The sequence below is a fragment of the Methylicorpusculum oleiharenae genome, from assembly GCF_009828925.2.
Taxonomy (GTDB): Bacteria; Pseudomonadota; Gammaproteobacteria; order Methylococcales; family Methylomonadaceae; genus Methylicorpusculum; species Methylicorpusculum oleiharenae.
Genome location: NZ_WUTY02000001.1, coordinates 2,302,720 through 2,318,741 on the forward strand (window position 1 = coordinate 2,302,720; position 16,022 = coordinate 2,318,741).

The window sequence follows — 16,022 nt, forward strand, 5'->3', positions numbered from 1 at the left end:
ACAGTCATGCCATGATTAATCCTTTCAGTGCCGAACTTCCCTCACTACCGATGAATCTGTTGTTTGTCGATGACGAAGCCAATATTTTAAAAGCGTTGAAACGATTGTTTCGTTCGGCGGATTACTCCGTGCATCTTGCGGAAAGCGGTTCGGAAGGTTTGGCTATACTCCAGCAAACACCTATCGATTTGATCATTTCCGATATGCGTATGCCGCAGATGGACGGTGCCGAATTTTTAACCCGTGCCGCAGAACAATGGCCGGATACGGTCCGGATTTTGTTGACCGGCTATGCCGAGATCGAATCGACGATTACCGCAGTTAACAAGGGGAAGATTTACAGCTATTGCAGTAAACCCTGGGAAGATAACGAGCTGAAAATGCTGGTTAAAAACGCGGTTGAACAGAAACGCCTGCGTGATGAGCGGCAACAGTTGTTTGCGATCATCAACCAACAGAATGCCGAATTGAAAGATTTGAATACCCGGCTTGAAGAGAAAGTCGTGCATCGTACGGAACAACTCAGGCTGTCTATGCAAAAAATTGATCAGGCCCATACGGCTCTGAAGAAACAGTACACGGATTCGATCAAGGTCTTTGCCAAAATCATTGAAATGCGGCCTGGCATAAAAAGCGGTCATTCAAAATACATCGCCGAAAATGCCCGTGAAGTTGCGCAGCTTATGGACATGGACCCCGCCGCGGTCAAAGACGTTCTTTTTGCGGGTCTGTTATTGCAAATAGGAAAAATGGGTTTGCCGGATGACCTGCTGAATCAGCCATTACACCAGTTGAGCAGACAGAATAAAAAGCGCTATCTGCATCATGGCCAGGATGGCTGGAGTTTGCTGCGGGGAATTGATCAATTGAAAAAGGCATCCGAACTGATCCTGTATCAATATGAAATGTATGACGGTTCCGGCGAGCCCAATGGCTTAAAAGGTGACCAGATCCCGCTGGGATCGCGGATTTTGGCTGTGGTACGTGATTTCATCGGTTTTCTGGGGGGGCATATTACCGGTTCGAGCATGTCGCTGGATCAGGCAAAAAACAGGCTGCTGTCAGGCAAAAATAATGTTTACGACCCTGATGTGGTCGATGTCTTTCTGACGCTGCTTTCGGAAACGGTTTGCGAAGACAAGCGACCTGTCATCGAAATCTCCTGGACACAGCTTCAACCGGGCATGGAAGCGGCTGAAATTTTCTGCAATGATGTGTTGTATCTGAAAAACACGATGCTCACAGCCGAACAGATAGACACTATTTTAGAGATGCGGCAGCGCACTAAAAACCTGATTTTAAGGATCAGGGTTTGATCCGAAAATTATTTTACGCCGTAAGGTTTGAATAGATAGCGTAACTCCTCCAACCCATCTTCAATTGACCAGGTCACGGATTTCGACAGCAAATCCAGCAAAATGATGGCATTGACTGTAGCATCCTCACTGATTGCCGCCTTGAAACGCCTTGCCAGTGCCCGGTTTACAACTTGCAGCTGCTGGTATTTTTCCGTGAGTTTGTCCAGTTCCAGTGTGGCGTCCAGTCCATCTTTATGCAGAAAATACTGAGCCAGTAAAAACATCGAGGTGGTCCGGTAGATGGTCTCGTCAGGCGTGGCTAGAGGTAAATGGAAATGCGCCATCGGCTTCAGAAATTCGGTATGCGGACAGGGACTTGTCGCCATGATCAAGCCCAGTATCGAACTCAACGCGCGTTGGACTGTGGTGTTCCCACTGATGGTTCGCTCAAGGGTCGTCACTTCAATCAGCACTGTTTCATAAGAAGACAGTGCCCCGCACCATTTTATTAACGGCAACAAATTCGCCGCAACCGGACAAAAAGGGGTCTGTTGTTTAAATAGCGGACAGTTTTCGCATTGCTGATAATCCAATTCAGCCCAAAACGGCAGGTCATCCCGATCCGGGGAAATGAAGATTTCACCAGCCAGATCAATTTCTATCGAAAACTCAATCAAACGATTATCGGGGAATCGTAACTTGTAATGAAAAACAAGGAGCTGCTTTATTGGTGTTTCTGAAACCATAAGGACCAAGACAGTGATTTACTTGCAATGAATATTATCAAGTACTGATATACCTGAAGTTTCCCAATAATTTCAAAAGCGGACAGTCATTATGCTTTGGCTGCCGGAACGACGGCAACTATTAATGCAAACGCAGCTCCCTAACAAGCCTGGACAATCCTATAAAAACGGGGAAACTTCAGTTATATACTTCGTGCTGGAGGTTAAATGTTGAGCCCCGGATGTATCTCGATCGGACGCAGCCTCAGATTGTTAATGTATAAGTCATCATAGCCGGAAACATAAGACAAATTTATCACTTGAGTTAATGCGGCATAATGATCGAATAAATGAATGTCATTATTTAGTAAGGCCATTTCGCATCCTGCCAGTGTGGCATTGGCATAGAGTTCAATTCTGTCGTTATCCAGTAAGGGAAGCAGGCCTATGGCTTGGGCATGCGTAATGTTCAAATGCCGGCCGAAAGTGCCGCAAACACACAAGCGTTCTATGCTTTCCCAGGTCAATCCGCTATTTGTCAACAAAGTTTCCATAGCGGTTGCAATAGCTGCTTTGGCGCGTTGCAGGGCATCAACATCGCCCGGCGTTACAGCCGTTTTGGGATTCTCAGCCTCGGCTAAAAAGCCATCAAGGCCTGGATTTTGAGAAAATCTGCCTGAAGGTTTTAATGTGCCTGTTTCCAGCAAAATGGCAATCATGTCTATCAAGCCTGAACCGCAATAGCCTCTGGCGGTTGATGCGCCAAGGGTGCTCAGCTTAAGACTATGACTGTCGTTCAATCGCTCTACCCGGTAAATGGCGCCCTGTTCCGCGCTCATGCCGTTACGTATGCCGACACCCTCAAAGGCCGGGCCGCCTGGTACGGAAGTTACCAATAACCTTTGCCCATCCCAGAGTGCAAGTTCGGTATTGGTTCCTATATCGACTAGAAGACTGGCGCCCGTACCTTCAGTTAAACGGGTGCCGATGATGTCAGCGGACAAATCGGAGCCGACAAAGCCAGCCAATGCGGGTGCAAGTTTGATTTGGGCATTGGGCAGATTCCATTCGGATTGCCAGGTGTCATGCACAAGAGGAAGGCAATCGATGGGTCGTTGCCAATTGTCAGGATTCAATAGTTGATCCACCCCGTTTAGGCTGAGTAAAGCCAGCATGGCTGTATTGCCTGCGATAATGACGCTGCCGATTTCTTTGAGCATAGGCGATACTTCGCCTATATCTCTAGCCAAAATATCGCGTAAGGCCTCGAGCACGGCCAGTCTTGCCAGTTGAGCCAATTCATGCGAGCGGATTTCACTCAGCAAAGCCGCATTCAGGCGGTTCAATACATCTGCACCGAATACCGATTGCGGATTAAATCCGGAACGGTTGGCGATGCGCTGGCCTGTTTTCCGGTTCCAAAGCGAAATACGAATATGTGTCGTACCCAGATCGACCGCCAGTCCGTAAATAGGGTGCTGGAGTTCAGGCAATTGACCCGCGATGGGTATCAAGTCTTCGGGCGCAATACTCTTCCAGCTGGAAACGTGGGCCGGAAGTTCCAGTAACAATTCAGCATCACCCAATACGCGAATTTGGCAGGCGAGTCTGACACCTTCCTGACGTTCGGTGGCGGAAAGTTTTTGATATTCTGCCAAGGTTGCCGGGTTTACGGCACCCGATAGATATTTGATGACACAAGCGCCACAACTTCCTGTGCCCCCGCAAGCCGCCCGAACCCTTATGGCGGTCGTGTCCAAAGCGTCCCTGACGCAAGTGCCCACAGCAACATTCAAACGCTGAGTTTCAGCGTTTGAATGCACAATCAGTGTGGCTAAAGCAGATTCAAACGACATGGAATAGTGTCATAAATTAACTTCATTAAAGCTGAAATCGGATGAGTGCCGTTTACTCTTTCCGTTTTCTTGATTGCAGGTAAAAAGCCAATACGGCAAAAATCACGATGACAAATAGGACTGTGTTGGCTTGCTTGACCGCATCAATGACGGCATGCCCATAGTGATAATAAATATAAAAAAAAGTCACGCTGGAGAGTGTGCAGGCGAAGAGGTCGGAAAAAAAGAATTTAACGAAACTCATCTGGCCCAGTCCTGCAGTAAGGAATAAACCATTTCTAACCCCGAAGGGTATAAATCTTCCGATAATCAATGTCGCAATCCCATATCTTTCGTAATAAGCGTGAATTTTATTGATTCTCTCAGCAGGCACCCAGTTGGAAAAAAATTTAGTATGCGCCATTTTAGGCCCTAAATAACGGCCGATGCTGTAACAAATCAAGTCTGAAATAAACGCCCCCATGTAAACACCGAGAAATAACTGGGGCAGGTGTTCCGGACTGTTTTTGGCTAGTAGGGCCGATATAAACAGCATTGCATCTTCGGATACCGGAATGTTGAATCCGGCTAGCAGTAAAGCGCCGAAGATAATCCAGTGTGCATACTCGGTGTGGGCCTGAATGAAGGTCAGTAGGGTATCCATAATTAAATTAGCAGGTCAGTTTCAAGAGGTCCGACAATAATAAGTTCTGCCGCATTGCCGGGCATGATTTTATTTTTACCGGGTTAATGACTCATTCGGAAAATCCCGCAGGCGTTAGCACGATAATTGTTTTCCCCTGATCTATGAGTAAAAGATTATCTTTTCCGATCAGATAATCAAACGTCTGATTATACCCATCGTATATCGAAATTCGGCACCGGGGTGCCCGCCAAAGGACGCCGTAAAACCATCCATGTAGGCAAAGCCTTTGCCGAACACCACTTGCCTCCTTAGGCACTGACGAAATTTGAAGTGCGAAAGGTATAACGATAAAGGGCGCCAGCATTTTTCGCTGCTGAAATGGGATCCATCCGATTTCAGCAGCGAAAAATTTGCTGGCGATTATTGCCTTCGGCGGCCCCGATTCGCCCTGCGTCCGTGCCACTACGCCACATCAACGTAAACTCGATGCAGGCTTCGTAGCACTCCCACAAATGGCTTTACGCCGTGTCGCGATGCCTTGTATTACGCCTTCACCTGCGCTACTCGCGCAGACTCCGGCAAAACACCCGGCGCTACGGCTATCGGGGACTAAAAATCATCACTTCGCTACCGCTCCGTTTCCGTGATTTTCAGCGGATGGGGTTGATGTTAACAGCACCTTCTTTTTTGGTCAGTCATATCCGGCTTTAAGTTGTCATGATATTCTTTTTTTTCGCAGTCGGCGCAAGCTAAGTCGCCATTGTATTCGCCAATTATGTTTTGCTGTTTACCGAAGACGAAGGCAAGTGTTGCAAATGTTTGGGTCATGGAAACTGTCTCCGTATTATCAAAAAGAAGCCGTATATTATGATGTTACCCATATTTCAGCCGATATAGAGCTAAAAAAGCGGTGAGTGTAAGCATAATGCGCCTTTGATGTGACAGAATATACCCGTAAATAATTTTAATAAGCTATGTTGTAAGTTATAGAATAGATCGCATAAATTGATAAATTCTGCACATAACGGAATAAGTTTCAGCAATTAAGCCGCTTTAGCGCTCACCGTTACAAAATTCTATATAGTTCGAGGAACCTAAATGAATCTTGAAGTTTTCTTGTCGTTATTCAGCCTGATGCTGATCTCGTTAGTTGTGTATATGATTTCGCAGAAAGCGCGGCTTCCCTACACGGTGTTACTGGTCATTGTAGGCTCTCTATTGGTGCCATTGAGCAAACTGGAGGCCTTCGCTTTTATCAACAGCTTTGAGTTAACTCCGGAATTATTGTTTTTTGTGTTTCTGCCTATTCTGATATTTGAATCAGCTTACAACATTAAAATCAGCGATATGCTCAATAATATCCGCGCGATAAGTTTATTGGCGGTTGTCGGCTTGCTGGTTTCAACATTTTTTATCGGGGTGAGCGGCTACTACGTTTTCAAGTGGATAGGATTTGAGGTTCCCATGATTGTGACGCTGTTGTTTGGTGCAATCATTTCCTCAACTGACCCTGTTGCGGTTTTGTCATTGTTTAAAGAATACGGCGCACCCAAGAGGCTGACACTGATGTTTGAAGGGGAGAGTTTATTCAATGACGGAACCTCTTTTGCGATATTTTTGGTCATGCTTGAAATATTGGTCCACGGCTACGCCGGATCGACTTCAATCATCAGCGGGCTGATCAATTTCTCGATGATGCTGTTTGGCGGTATTTTATTCGGACTGGCGATGGGGTTTTTGTTCGCCAAACTGATTGAGTGGGTTAAAGGGCACGAGCATTTGGAAATAACGTTGACCCTGCTTGTCGCGCATTTTACTTTTATTCTTACCGAAGTAGTGTCCGAGCACATTATTATTGCCGGATATCCTGTGCGTTTTTCATCGATCATTGCCACATTGGTTGCTTCGATGGTCATCGGCAATTTCGGCCGCTTTAAAATGTCGATGCCCGTTGAAGAGTACATGGAAAAGTTTTGGAGTTACTTCGGATTTGTTACCAACTCCCTGGTGTTTATTTTGATGGGATTGTTATTCGTAGAGCAGTCAATTGATTTAAATGTTGCTCTGATGCCCATTTTGCTTTCCATTCTGGTCGTCATGGTTGGCCGGGCCTTATCTATTTATCCTCTGTTAGGGTTGTTGAACTGGACCAAGAAAGAAGAGCCGATTCCGTTGTCCTGGATGCACCTTTTATCCTGGGGAAGTCTGCGTGGTTCATTGGCGGTCATCATGGTTTTGCTGATTCCCGATGATGTGACTGTGCCCAACTGGAACTATACGTTTTCAGTTAAAGAATTTATTACTGCTATCACGATAGGCAGTATTTATTTTACGCTACTGGTCAAAGCGACGACGATCGGCAAAGTGATGAATAAATTGGGAATCGACGCGCTGACTGATTATGAAGAAGTGAGCTATTTCAAGAGTAAAGCGCTTATCTATGATGAAGCGTTAGTTGCCATTGAAAAATTGTTCAAAAATCAACAGATCAGTGAAGAACAGCATAAAGGCATGCATTCCATTTACCGCACCCTGCACGAACAAGCCCTAAAAGAGTACAAACAAAAATTTCCGAATGACAGTGAATTGACTGAAAACCTGTTACGGGTTTATGTGTTGGGTACCGAAAAAGGCGAATTAAAGGAAATTTACGGTCGCGGTGAAATCAACGAAAAAATCTACAAGAAAATTTTAAACTTGCTGGATATTCAGATGGAGCGGGTTGAAAAAGGTCGTTTGCAACTCAATGCGATAGATGAAAAATTTCCGGTTGATAAAATTGAAACCTTTATTCTCAGTTTGCGAAAAATGCTGTTTTTATCCTCCTCAGAGTTAAAGCCTCAAGAACTTTATATCTATTACCGGACGCAACTGCATTTACTGGAAACCGTGGTTTCCAGGTTAGAGGGATTAAGCAATACCAGTCTGATCGAGGTATTTGACGATAAAGATTCTTTACAAAGGACAATTGAACTCTACAAAGCATTGGGCAAGAGCACCAAAGAAAGGCTGGATCAGATGATTAGCAGTAACTATGAGTTGCTTACCCACTTTAATGCAATTACCGGTAAGAAAACGCTGGATGCTTTACAGCTGGAAACGTTAGATAACTTAAGCAAGAATGAAATTATCAGCAGCAAGCTCTACATCATGCTTTCTAAAGAATTAAAGCAACCGCATTAAGTGATCAAGGGGGCGGCAGGTACATTATGAAAAATGGAGTATTGCTTTTATTGCTTGCGTATCTGATCACATTCTCGAATACCAGTTTGGGAAGTCAACTGACTGTTCCTGTGCCCATTGATTATGAGTTGGTTCGCAAGCTATTGATAAATCAGCTTTATACCGGAAAGGACAAGACGGCACATCTTTGGAAAGATAACCAGGGATGCAGTCTGTTTGATTTATCTGACCCAAAGATAGAAGGTCAAAAGGGATTGGTCAGGATTTTGAACGTTGTACATGCCCGTTTGGGAACAGGATTAGGCGGGCAATGCATGACGCTTTTGGAATGGAACGGCCGATTGGAAACTTTTCAGCAACCGGTCCTGGAGGCCGGGGGTACGATCTTGAAATTTCCGGTTATCAGAGCCAATGCCTATGATCAACAAGGACATGCTCTTAAAATCGACAGAATGCAGGACCTTATAAAGCGTTTTGCAGAGCCGAGATTAGCTGCGGTTAAAATCGATTTAAATGAATCCCGTCAACAAATTGAATCATCATTAGCCGCGCTCACAACTGAGCAGAACAAAGCCCAGATGCAACGATTGCTGGACACGTTGAGGTTCAGTGAAGCTAAAGCCGAGAAATCAGGGCTATTGGTCAAAATTGAATTTGATGCGCCTTCTCAAGGACAGTTGGCACCCTCTGAGCCGGCAGCAGCGTTCACAGACGATGAGATGCGTTCCTGGAAGGTTGCCTGGCAGCAGTGGGAGCAGTTTTTGACTGAGGCAATTGGACGGGCCGCCAGCGACACTCAATCGCAGCAATTGCGTACTGATTTGCAGGCTATATTGACGGAAGCGCGAGGTGCTTTTCAGCTCGGCTTGCAATCGAATGATGTTAATGGGAAAGATCCGGTACGCACCTTTTTTTTAACGACATGGGATAAATTGGCGCCGGTTTTACGGCTTGTTGCCAATGAGGTGCCGGGTGCTGAGGGTTTGCGTTATCTTACTTTTATTGCGGCCACCGATGTACTTTATCAGATTGAAATGATCAGTGAACCACTAGGACTGACAGTATCCTCAGACGGATTAAGACAGTTGGGACGATTGTTAATCAGGCCGCGGTGAGGTTGACGATTTCAGCGTGATTTGATTTTGGGCGTCATCAAACATCAGCTGAAAACGCCCTAAAAAGCTCATGCCCAGCAGACCGCTGTTTTGCAATTTATCGTCTGATAGAAAACTCACCTCAACGTCTTTTGCTGATGCGTTTCCAACGGTGACTGACTTGAGGGTGCCTTGCAGGGTTTCAATTCTTCCGTTGGCGGTTTCACTGATTCCTGATTCCAGGTTATGGTCGTTAAATCCCAGTTTGGCCTTAAAGGAGGCCGGTAACACGACGGTCGTTGCGCCCGTATCGACAAGCAGCGAAAGATTGATTTTAGCACCATTAGGTCCTGATAATTCAGTCTGAACCATATGGTGATAGCCATTACGTGTTGTTTTGACGTTTACATCGGTATTCGTTTCGGTCGTCTCGGTCACCACCGGCTTCGAATGGTCATAGCGTTTGACGCTCATAATGATGATTTTTTCGATAGTGCCCTGGCTGTTTGACAGCTGCACGAAGTTATAGTCAATGAGAAGGTGTTTCAGCTGTTCTTCAATCGAACCGGTCACTTTTATAGGGGGTGCAGACTGAATGAGGTCAGTGTTCTTAATGGTTATATGATGATTGCGGCTTAATGCTTCAAGTTGATCTTTCAGATTATCAGCGAATGTTTCGGCTTGTCCGCTCAGCGATACGCCGAGCAGGACTGGAAACGATAACAAAGCAAAAATAAAAAATGTTCTTTTGGACATAGGTAAAGCGCTGTTTTATCGATTAACTGCCTGCCGGTTTTGTCGAGTGTAACCGTAAACAAGCTTGAAGAGAATGTTTACTGACCGCATTTTCTTTTTTCCCGGCTAACAATTTATTGCGATCTTGTTTAAAAAGTTTGGGATTTATATTCAGCCACTCAATATGATTGTAAAGCGGCAAATCATCTAAATGTTCATAATCAATTTCGAAACAGTCATTTTCAGTCATAACACATCTCCGTCATAAAGCGTTTAATTAAACAGGTGTTAACCTGACTGAAAACTTATCGCAGTTCTGCGATTTTTGCCTGATTGAACCTTCATTGTGCTAGGCGCGTCTCAGAATTTTTAATTGGTTTTCATTAGTCCGTCCAGTGTCAGGCTGCAGCTGGGAACGAAACTGGCCATAAAAAATGCCACCTCGGGTTGAGTCGATTCATTGAGTTGTTTGCTCAGTTGGGCGGCAGCCATTTCAAATTCCGGGTTACCGGCTTTCAATTCGGCCTGACATTTAAGGTAGGCCGAAATTTTATCGGCCGCTTTGATGATCTGTGCGTTTTCCTCGGGAAGTTTGTCGTGTTGAATCAGTTGCTCAAAATCCCCTCTTAAACGCTCGGGCAACAAATTCAAGAGTTCCAGTTCCGCTTGTTTTTCAATCTGTTTGTAAGCCTGGTTGATGGCGGTTGAATGGTATTTGATCGGCGTAGGTAAATCGCCGGTAATGACTTCAGTCACATCGTGATACAACGCGGCGGCGGCAATGGCGTTAGCATCCACACAGCCCTCGAAATAACGGTTTTTTATCAAGGCCAGCGTGTGGGCAATAACGGATACTTCCCAGCTGTGCTCCATGACATTTTCTTCATGGGCATTACGTTTTAATCCCCAGCGCTTGATCCAGCGAAGCCGTGATAAATAGGCATAAAAAGTGCAATTAATGATTGATTCTTTCATGGTGTTGTAAATTGTTATCGGTTCGTTGAGACAAGATACTTGATAGAATGACTTCATTCTATTGTGTAATAGTCAACATTAACAGAGCGCAAATCTTATGCTTATTCAGTGGTACCCCGGTCATATGCACAAGGCCGGCAAAGAAATCAAAGAGATTCTGCCGCAAGTCGATGTCATTATTGAAATTCTTGATGCACGCATTCCTTTCAGCAGCCAAAACCCAATGCTCAAGCAATTGCGGGGTAATAAACCCTGTATCAAGGTGTTCAGCAAAAGTGATTTGGCAGACCCCGAGCTAACCCAGCAATGGCAGCATTACCTGGAGCAGGAGCAAGGTGTCAAGACGCTGGCATTGTCCATCCTTCATCCTGAAAAAGCCAGGCAGATTCCTGAGCTTTGTAATAAGTTGATGGCGGGCAAGGCAGAAAGCGGACGTTTAATAACGGTCATGATTATGGGGATACCGAATGTCGGCAAATCCACTTTGATCAATATGCTGGCCGGTAAAGCCATTGCCAAAACCGGAGACGAGCCAGCCATAACACGGATGCAACAGCGTATCAATATTGGTAATAACATTGTTTTATTGGATACGCCCGGCGTGCTGTGGCCTAATGTGGAAAATAAAAACAGCGGGTATCGATTGGCTTTGACGGGCGCTATTAAAGATACGGCTATCAGTCATGATCAAATTGCATTCTTTGCGGCGGATTATTTTCTTAAACACTATCCTGACGCATTAAAAGCACGCTACTCAATCGAGCCGTTACCATCGACTGATCATGCTTTGCTTAATGAAATCGGCAGACGTCGAGGTTGCCTGAGGTCGGGCGGGGTGGTTGAGTTGGACAAGGCGGCAAAAATACTGATCAACGAATTGCGTTCCGGTTTGTTAGGCAAGTTCACTCTGGAGACGCCCGCTATGATGGAAGTAGAACTGATTGAGTTGGTTGCAATACGAGAGGAAAAAGAGACCAAGAAGAAAGCCAGAAAAGAAAAATGGAAAGGCGGACAAGGATAACCCTAAACCCCTGCCGGATTTTATAGTGTGATGTTGAAGCGCAGGGAAAACGTATTAAAACACTCTATAAAATCAAATAGTTACAATATTCCTTTTTCCGGATTAACTATAATATTGGGTTTATTTGAAACCTAAAAAAGGCTTTGTGTCGCTATCGCTACGCTTATGTGGAGTCGGTTTGCGGACCGACAGCCGCGATACTTTTTCTTTGCTTGTCCAAAGAAAAGTATCCAAAAGAAAAGACACCCGTAGGCCGCTGCATCCTGCGCGCTGACGATTTTGCCGAGGGTTTTCGGAAGGGCAATCCCTAGCCCTCCGAAAACGAGCGGCATCCCTGCCGCTCCCCTAACGGGCTATTCTCGGCAAAATCACCAGTGCTCGGCGCGGCCTAACGGGACCCAGGGAGAGGCACCACAAGTTAAACCAAATTGACTATGCGTTCCAAGCAACCGGATAACCTATTGATATATTAATTATTTTAATGCGTTTACCCTGTGTTGAAGCGATCACCCATCTGTTCTGAAGGTTCGACTTTACAGCTGTGATAGCGGCCCTTTTTGCTGCTATCACAATGTTCGACTGATTCTGCCGGGAAGTCTGTTTGGGATCAGGAACTGCAAGATAACATCGAACATCCAGGTCTGCGTCTTGCCCAGTCGGGGCGTTTTACGGCAAAGTGTTCTTTGCCCGGCTGTTCATCGTAAGGATGGCGCATCAAGTCCAGTAACTCATGAATCATCGCGAAATCGCCTTCTCCAGCCTTGTCTATGGCCTGCTGGGCCAGATAATTACGCAGCACATACTTGGGATTAACCGCATTCATAGTGATGCGCCGCTGCTCATCTTCCAGATCGTCTTTTTGCAGGCGTTTGCGGTAATTCATAAGCCAGCGGGTCAGCCTGGAGCGATAGCCCGCTGTCAATTGCTCAGGAAGATAATAAGCTTCCATTAACGTGTTGATGTCGTTTTCCGGTTCTGAATTTGGGTTTTTGCTGATCAGAGCCAGTTTACGGTAGAAAATGCTCATGTCTGTTTCAATGGCTTTGAGCAGATCAAATAATTCCAGGCAGAGATCATCATCCGTTTGCTGTTCATAGGCAATCAATCCAAGTTTCTGCGCCACCATAGTTTGCCAGCTGGTTTCGAAGCGTTCCCGGTAACTGGACAGTGCTTCCTGAAGCGGTTCGACTTCTTCAATCAAAGAATAAATGGCATTTCCCAGTTGGCCCAAATTCCAAAAGGCAATTTGCGGCTGATTACCGAATCGGTAGCGGCGCTCGTCCGAATCGGTGGTATTGGGTGTCCAGTCTGGGTCATAGTTATCAATCCAGCCATAAGGGCCATAGTCAATGGTTAATCCCAATATCGACATGTTGTCGGTATTCATAACACCATGGACAAAACCAACGCGCTGCCAATGAACAATAAGATCGGCAGTGCTTAAACAGACTTCTTTAAACCAGGCGATGTAAGTGTCTCTGTCAGGCTCACCCAGATGGGGAAAGTCAGTTCGAATGGTGTAATCAACCAGTTGTTTTAACAGTTCAATTTCGCGGCGGGCGGCAAAAATTTGAAAATGTCCGAAACGCGTAAAAGAGGGGGCCACACGGCAAACAACAGCGCCGGGTTCGGGTTTGGGATTGCCGTTATAAAACATATCTCTGACTACCGTGTCTCCCGTTAACAGTAGCGAAAATGCCCGGGTTGTCGGTATGCCCAGGTGGTGCATCGCTTCACTGCATAAAAACTCCCGCACGGAAGAGCGCAATACGGCCAGGCCATCTGCATTGCGGGAATAGGGCGTGGGACCGGCGCCTTTAAGCTGCAGCGTCAGGCGTTCGCCGCGATGATTGATCACATCGCCCAGATAAATTGCCCGGCCGTCGCCTAGTTGCCCCGCCCAGTTTCCGAACTGATGTCCACCGTAACAGGTTGCATGCGGTTCCATGCCCGGGGTCAGGCGATTGCCTGAAAATACCTGTGTAAAATCTTCCGATAAGGGCAGCTGTTCGGATAAATTTAATAATTCCGCCACTTCTTGGGCATGGGCAACATAGTGGGGCTTTGCCGTTTTGACGGGCTGAACTCGCGAGTAGCAAGCGCTTAACACTTGTCTTCTGGTATTTAGGGGCTCAGGGTCAGCAGGAAGTTCTCTTAAAAACCGGTTATCGAAGACCAGCTCATCTAAATGAGCAATTTTTCTAGAGGGGGACATAAGCAGATGAGGTTTGTTGAAGTCAAAAACATTAATCTATTTTGTGAATTTATTTGTCAAGTATTATTTTGTTTGGGTGGCTTGTTTTTTGAATTAAAAAAAGTCTTGCTGCAAACTAGTTTGATCTTTAAAACCTGACTTTATGCACATTGTCAATTGCTGTGAAATAACGGTGGGATAGTGCGGGTCAGTGCCGTAATGGAATACTGGTTGATATTTCAAGTTATTGATATAAATAGAATTATTGTGATTGTCTAAAAAATGGACAATTTAACAAAACTGTAACAATGACGGGAGTCAGACGGAGTCATCATCATGATATCCACAAAGTTATCCACAGCTTTTGTGGGTAACTGAAATTGTTTAACTGCCGTATGCACTTAGCTCAAATATGTGAAATGAGTCTAAAAAAAGGGGCTAAGTGTTTGCTGAGTTGAGTGATTAAAACACCGTTTTTTGGCTAGGCAAAAAACTCATTTAATCGGCCTTTTGGGCGGGATTGTTCAGGAAGTGCTAAAAAACACTTCCTGAATTAAGTCGCAGTCTGAAAAAACAGATTACAGGTGATGATACAAACTCAGGTACTGTTGAGCGCTTTTTTTCCAGGAATAATCTCTTTCCATTCCATTGACTTGTAATTCACGCCAGCTCTTGGGCAGGCTGTAAATAATCAGTGCCCGTTTGATGGCTTCCATTAACGCTCCGGGCGTTGCATCGTTAAATACAAATCCGGTAGCGGTTTTGCTGCGAAGCGTATCCGGCAAGGTGTCGTCGACAGTGTCGGCTAACCCCCCGGTTTTACGAACGATAGGGATAGTCCCGTAACGCTGGCTGTAGATTTGGTTGAGTCCACAGGGCTCAAATCGGGATGGCATCAGGAAGATGTCTGCCCCGGCTTCGATTTGATGGGAAAGCGCTTCGTCATAACCGATGTTGATCGATATTTTTTCAGGATACAAATCGGCAAAATTGTAAAGCCGTTGTTCGTAGCTCTTATTGCCGCTGCCCAACAATACAAATTGCAGAGGCAACTTCATCATTTCAGGCAGACAGTCAAGAACCAGGTCAATCCCTTTTTGTTCAACCAGACGGCTGATAAGTCCAAAAACAGGTATTTTTTTATCAACAGGCAACGACAAAGTGGTTTGCAGGGCTGTTTTGTTCAGTACTTTTTTATGCAGGTCTTTGATGCTGTAGGGTTCGGCTATTAATGAGTCAATCGCCGGATCCCATTGGTCCGTATCTATGCCGTTAGTGATGCCGCATAAAAAATCGTTTCGATGACTCAGCAGTCCTTCCAGGCCATAACCAAAATCCGCTGTTTGTATTTCCTCTGCATAAGTCGGGCTTACTGTCGTTATGCGGTCTGAGTAAACCAGTCCACCTTTAAGAAAAGACAGCATGCCGTGAAACTCTATTCCGTCTGGATTCCACAACTGGCCGGGTAAGTTCAGATAAGAATAGGTCGCACTGGGAAATAAGCCTTGATAGGCCATATTGTGGATAGTAAACACGGTTGCCGGGCGGCTGTATTCCAGCGCTAATAAGGCCGGTACCAAACCGCTTTGCCAGTCGTTACAATGGACGATATCAGGTTTCCAGTTTAGGTAGCCCCGGTTCATTGCAATTTCAACAGCAATGCGGCAAAAGAGTGCAAAACGTTCAGCTATATCAGGCCAGGCATTACCGTATTCATCGTGATAAGGATTGCCGGGGTGATCAAACAGTTCCGGGCAATCCACCAGCCAGACAATAACTGCGCTGCCGGGAAGGCGTGTTTCGAGGATGTTGACATCCGTGTTATTGACCCGAAGTGTGCATCTGAACTGAATGTTTTCCGGTCTGTTTAGGGCCTGATAGTTGGGCATGATAATGCGAATATCCTGCCCCAATTCTAATAAAGACTTGGGTAGACTGCCGGAAACGTCAGCCAGTCCACCGGTTTTGATCAATGGATGCGCTTCGCTTGTGACAAACAATATTTTTTTCATAATCCGGTTTTGTTTTTTAGGGTGTTTTAGGTCATTGAAAATGCCAATATCCTTATCCAATACCGTTGCAGGGTATTAAAAACAAGCTGCTAAAGCAAGCCAACTATGATTTTCAAATAAATCAAAAAGATCTCTTAAATTACACAAACTTTCGTGGTTTTGTCGCTAGCCTGGTTTCATAATTATCCCCAACATCCGGACAAACAATGTCAGGGCCAGGGTCTTAATTTACTGTGCGTCAAAATCCTGCGCCCGGATATTTTTTCTCGTAGAGATGCAATATCCGGGACGCTTAACGATCAGC

13 protein-coding genes are annotated in these 16,022 nt (G+C 45.5%); 4 read left to right on the forward strand and 9 right to left on the reverse strand.

Annotated elements, in window-relative coordinates; genetic code table 11:
- The first annotated feature begins 11 nt into the window (after positions 1–11).
- Entirely contained in the window at positions 12–1,316 is a 1,305-nt protein-coding gene (locus GO003_RS10585) for an HD domain-containing phosphohydrolase (RefSeq protein WP_159653998.1), read from the forward strand.
- A gap of 8 nt (positions 1,317–1,324) precedes the next feature.
- Here the strand turns inward: GO003_RS10585 and GO003_RS10590 are convergent, their stop codons facing one another.
- The 4 genes from GO003_RS10590 to GO003_RS10605 form a co-directional block, all read right to left on the reverse strand.
- A complete protein-coding gene (locus GO003_RS10590) occupies positions 1,325–2,044 on the reverse strand; it encodes a DUF6901 family protein (protein ID WP_159653997.1) in 720 nt (239 codons plus the stop codon).
- Between the two features lie 203 nt (positions 2,045–2,247).
- Positions 2,248–3,879, reverse strand: a complete 1,632-nt coding sequence (locus GO003_RS10595; protein ID WP_159653995.1) for an ASKHA domain-containing protein — start codon at positions 3,877–3,879, stop codon at positions 2,248–2,250.
- 52 nt (positions 3,880–3,931) lie between these two features.
- Complete coding sequence (locus GO003_RS10600; RefSeq protein ID WP_159653994.1) at positions 3,932–4,522, reverse strand: DedA family protein; 591 nt, start codon at positions 4,520–4,522, stop codon at positions 3,932–3,934.
- Between the two features lie 651 nt (positions 4,523–5,173).
- Positions 5,174–5,332, reverse strand: coding sequence for a hypothetical protein (locus GO003_RS10605; RefSeq protein WP_159653993.1), 159 nt, complete (start codon positions 5,330–5,332; stop codon positions 5,174–5,176).
- A gap of 270 nt (positions 5,333–5,602) precedes the next feature.
- Between GO003_RS10605 and GO003_RS10610 the strand changes: the two genes are divergently transcribed.
- Both GO003_RS10610 and GO003_RS10615 read left to right on the forward strand, forming a co-directional pair.
- On the forward strand, positions 5,603–7,687 hold the full coding sequence (locus GO003_RS10610) for a cation:proton antiporter (RefSeq protein WP_159653991.1): 2,085 nt from the start codon (positions 5,603–5,605) through the stop codon (positions 7,685–7,687).
- Between the two features lie 26 nt (positions 7,688–7,713).
- Complete coding sequence (locus GO003_RS10615) at positions 7,714–8,802, forward strand: hypothetical protein (RefSeq protein WP_231088938.1); 1,089 nt, start codon at positions 7,714–7,716, stop codon at positions 8,800–8,802.
- Here the strand turns inward: GO003_RS10615 and GO003_RS10620 are convergent.
- The 3 genes from GO003_RS10620 to yfbR form a co-directional block, all read right to left on the reverse strand.
- The gene (locus GO003_RS10620) at positions 8,785–9,537 is read right to left on the reverse strand and encodes a retropepsin-like aspartic protease family protein (protein ID WP_159658752.1); all 753 of its coding nucleotides are present in this window, start codon (positions 9,535–9,537) and stop codon (positions 8,785–8,787) included. The two genes, GO003_RS10615 and GO003_RS10620, sit on opposite strands and share 18 nt — an antisense overlap.
- 22 nt (positions 9,538–9,559) lie before the next feature.
- Positions 9,560–9,766: a hypothetical protein gene (locus GO003_RS10625; protein WP_159658751.1), complete on the reverse strand. Its 207-nt coding sequence runs from the start codon at positions 9,764–9,766 to the stop codon at positions 9,560–9,562.
- Positions 9,767–9,885: 119 nt separating this feature from the next.
- Complete coding sequence (gene yfbR / locus GO003_RS10630) at positions 9,886–10,491, reverse strand: 5'-deoxynucleotidase (protein ID WP_159658750.1); 606 nt, start codon at positions 10,489–10,491, stop codon at positions 9,886–9,888.
- 97 nt (positions 10,492–10,588) lie between these two features.
- On the opposite strand from yfbR, the gene ylqF reads away from it, so the two are divergent.
- Entirely contained in the window at positions 10,589–11,512 is a 924-nt protein-coding gene (ylqF, locus tag GO003_RS10635) for a ribosome biogenesis GTPase YlqF (RefSeq protein WP_159658749.1), read from the forward strand.
- 607 nt (positions 11,513–12,119) lie between these two features.
- Here the strand turns inward: ylqF and GO003_RS10640 are convergent.
- Both GO003_RS10640 and glgA read right to left on the reverse strand, forming a co-directional pair.
- A complete protein-coding gene (locus GO003_RS10640; RefSeq protein WP_159658748.1) occupies positions 12,120–13,727 on the reverse strand; it encodes a protein adenylyltransferase SelO in 1,608 nt (535 codons plus the stop codon).
- A gap of 557 nt (positions 13,728–14,284) precedes the next feature.
- Complete coding sequence (gene glgA / locus GO003_RS10645) at positions 14,285–15,718, reverse strand: glycogen synthase GlgA (RefSeq protein ID WP_159658747.1); 1,434 nt, start codon at positions 15,716–15,718, stop codon at positions 14,285–14,287.
- Positions 15,719–16,022 lie beyond the last annotated feature (304 nt).

Bases quoted from the DNA above. Each gene is read 5' to 3' on its own strand.
- GO003_RS10610 (WP_159653991.1), top strand. From the start codon at position 5,603: ATGAATCTTGAAGTTTTCTTGTCGTTATTCAGCCTGATGCTGATCTCG.
- GO003_RS10585 (WP_159653998.1), top strand. From the start codon at position 12: ATGATTAATCCTTTCAGTGCCGAACTTCCCTCACTACCGATGAATCTG.
- ylqF (WP_159658749.1), top strand. From the start codon at position 10,589: ATGCTTATTCAGTGGTACCCCGGTCATATGCACAAGGCCGGCAAAGAA.
- GO003_RS10620 (WP_159658752.1), bottom strand. From the start codon at position 9,537: ATGTCCAAAAGAACATTTTTTATTTTTGCTTTGTTATCGTTTCCAGTC.
- GO003_RS10640 (WP_159658748.1), bottom strand. From the start codon at position 13,727: ATGTCCCCCTCTAGAAAAATTGCTCATTTAGATGAGCTGGTCTTCGAT.
- GO003_RS10595 (WP_159653995.1), bottom strand. From the start codon at position 3,879: ATGTCGTTTGAATCTGCTTTAGCCACACTGATTGTGCATTCAAACGCT.
- yfbR (WP_159658750.1), bottom strand. From the start codon at position 10,491: ATGAAAGAATCAATCATTAATTGCACTTTTTATGCCTATTTATCACGG.
- GO003_RS10615 (WP_231088938.1), top strand. From the start codon at position 7,714: ATGAAAAATGGAGTATTGCTTTTATTGCTTGCGTATCTGATCACATTC.
- GO003_RS10605 (WP_159653993.1), bottom strand. From the start codon at position 5,332: ATGACCCAAACATTTGCAACACTTGCCTTCGTCTTCGGTAAACAGCAA.
- GO003_RS10590 (WP_159653997.1), bottom strand. From the start codon at position 2,044: ATGGTTTCAGAAACACCAATAAAGCAGCTCCTTGTTTTTCATTACAAG.
- GO003_RS10600 (WP_159653994.1), bottom strand. From the start codon at position 4,522: ATGGATACCCTACTGACCTTCATTCAGGCCCACACCGAGTATGCACAC.
- glgA (WP_159658747.1), bottom strand. From the start codon at position 15,718: ATGAAAAAAATATTGTTTGTCACAAGCGAAGCGCATCCATTGATCAAA.
- GO003_RS10625 (WP_159658751.1), bottom strand. From the start codon at position 9,766: ATGACTGAAAATGACTGTTTCGAAATTGATTATGAACATTTAGATGAT.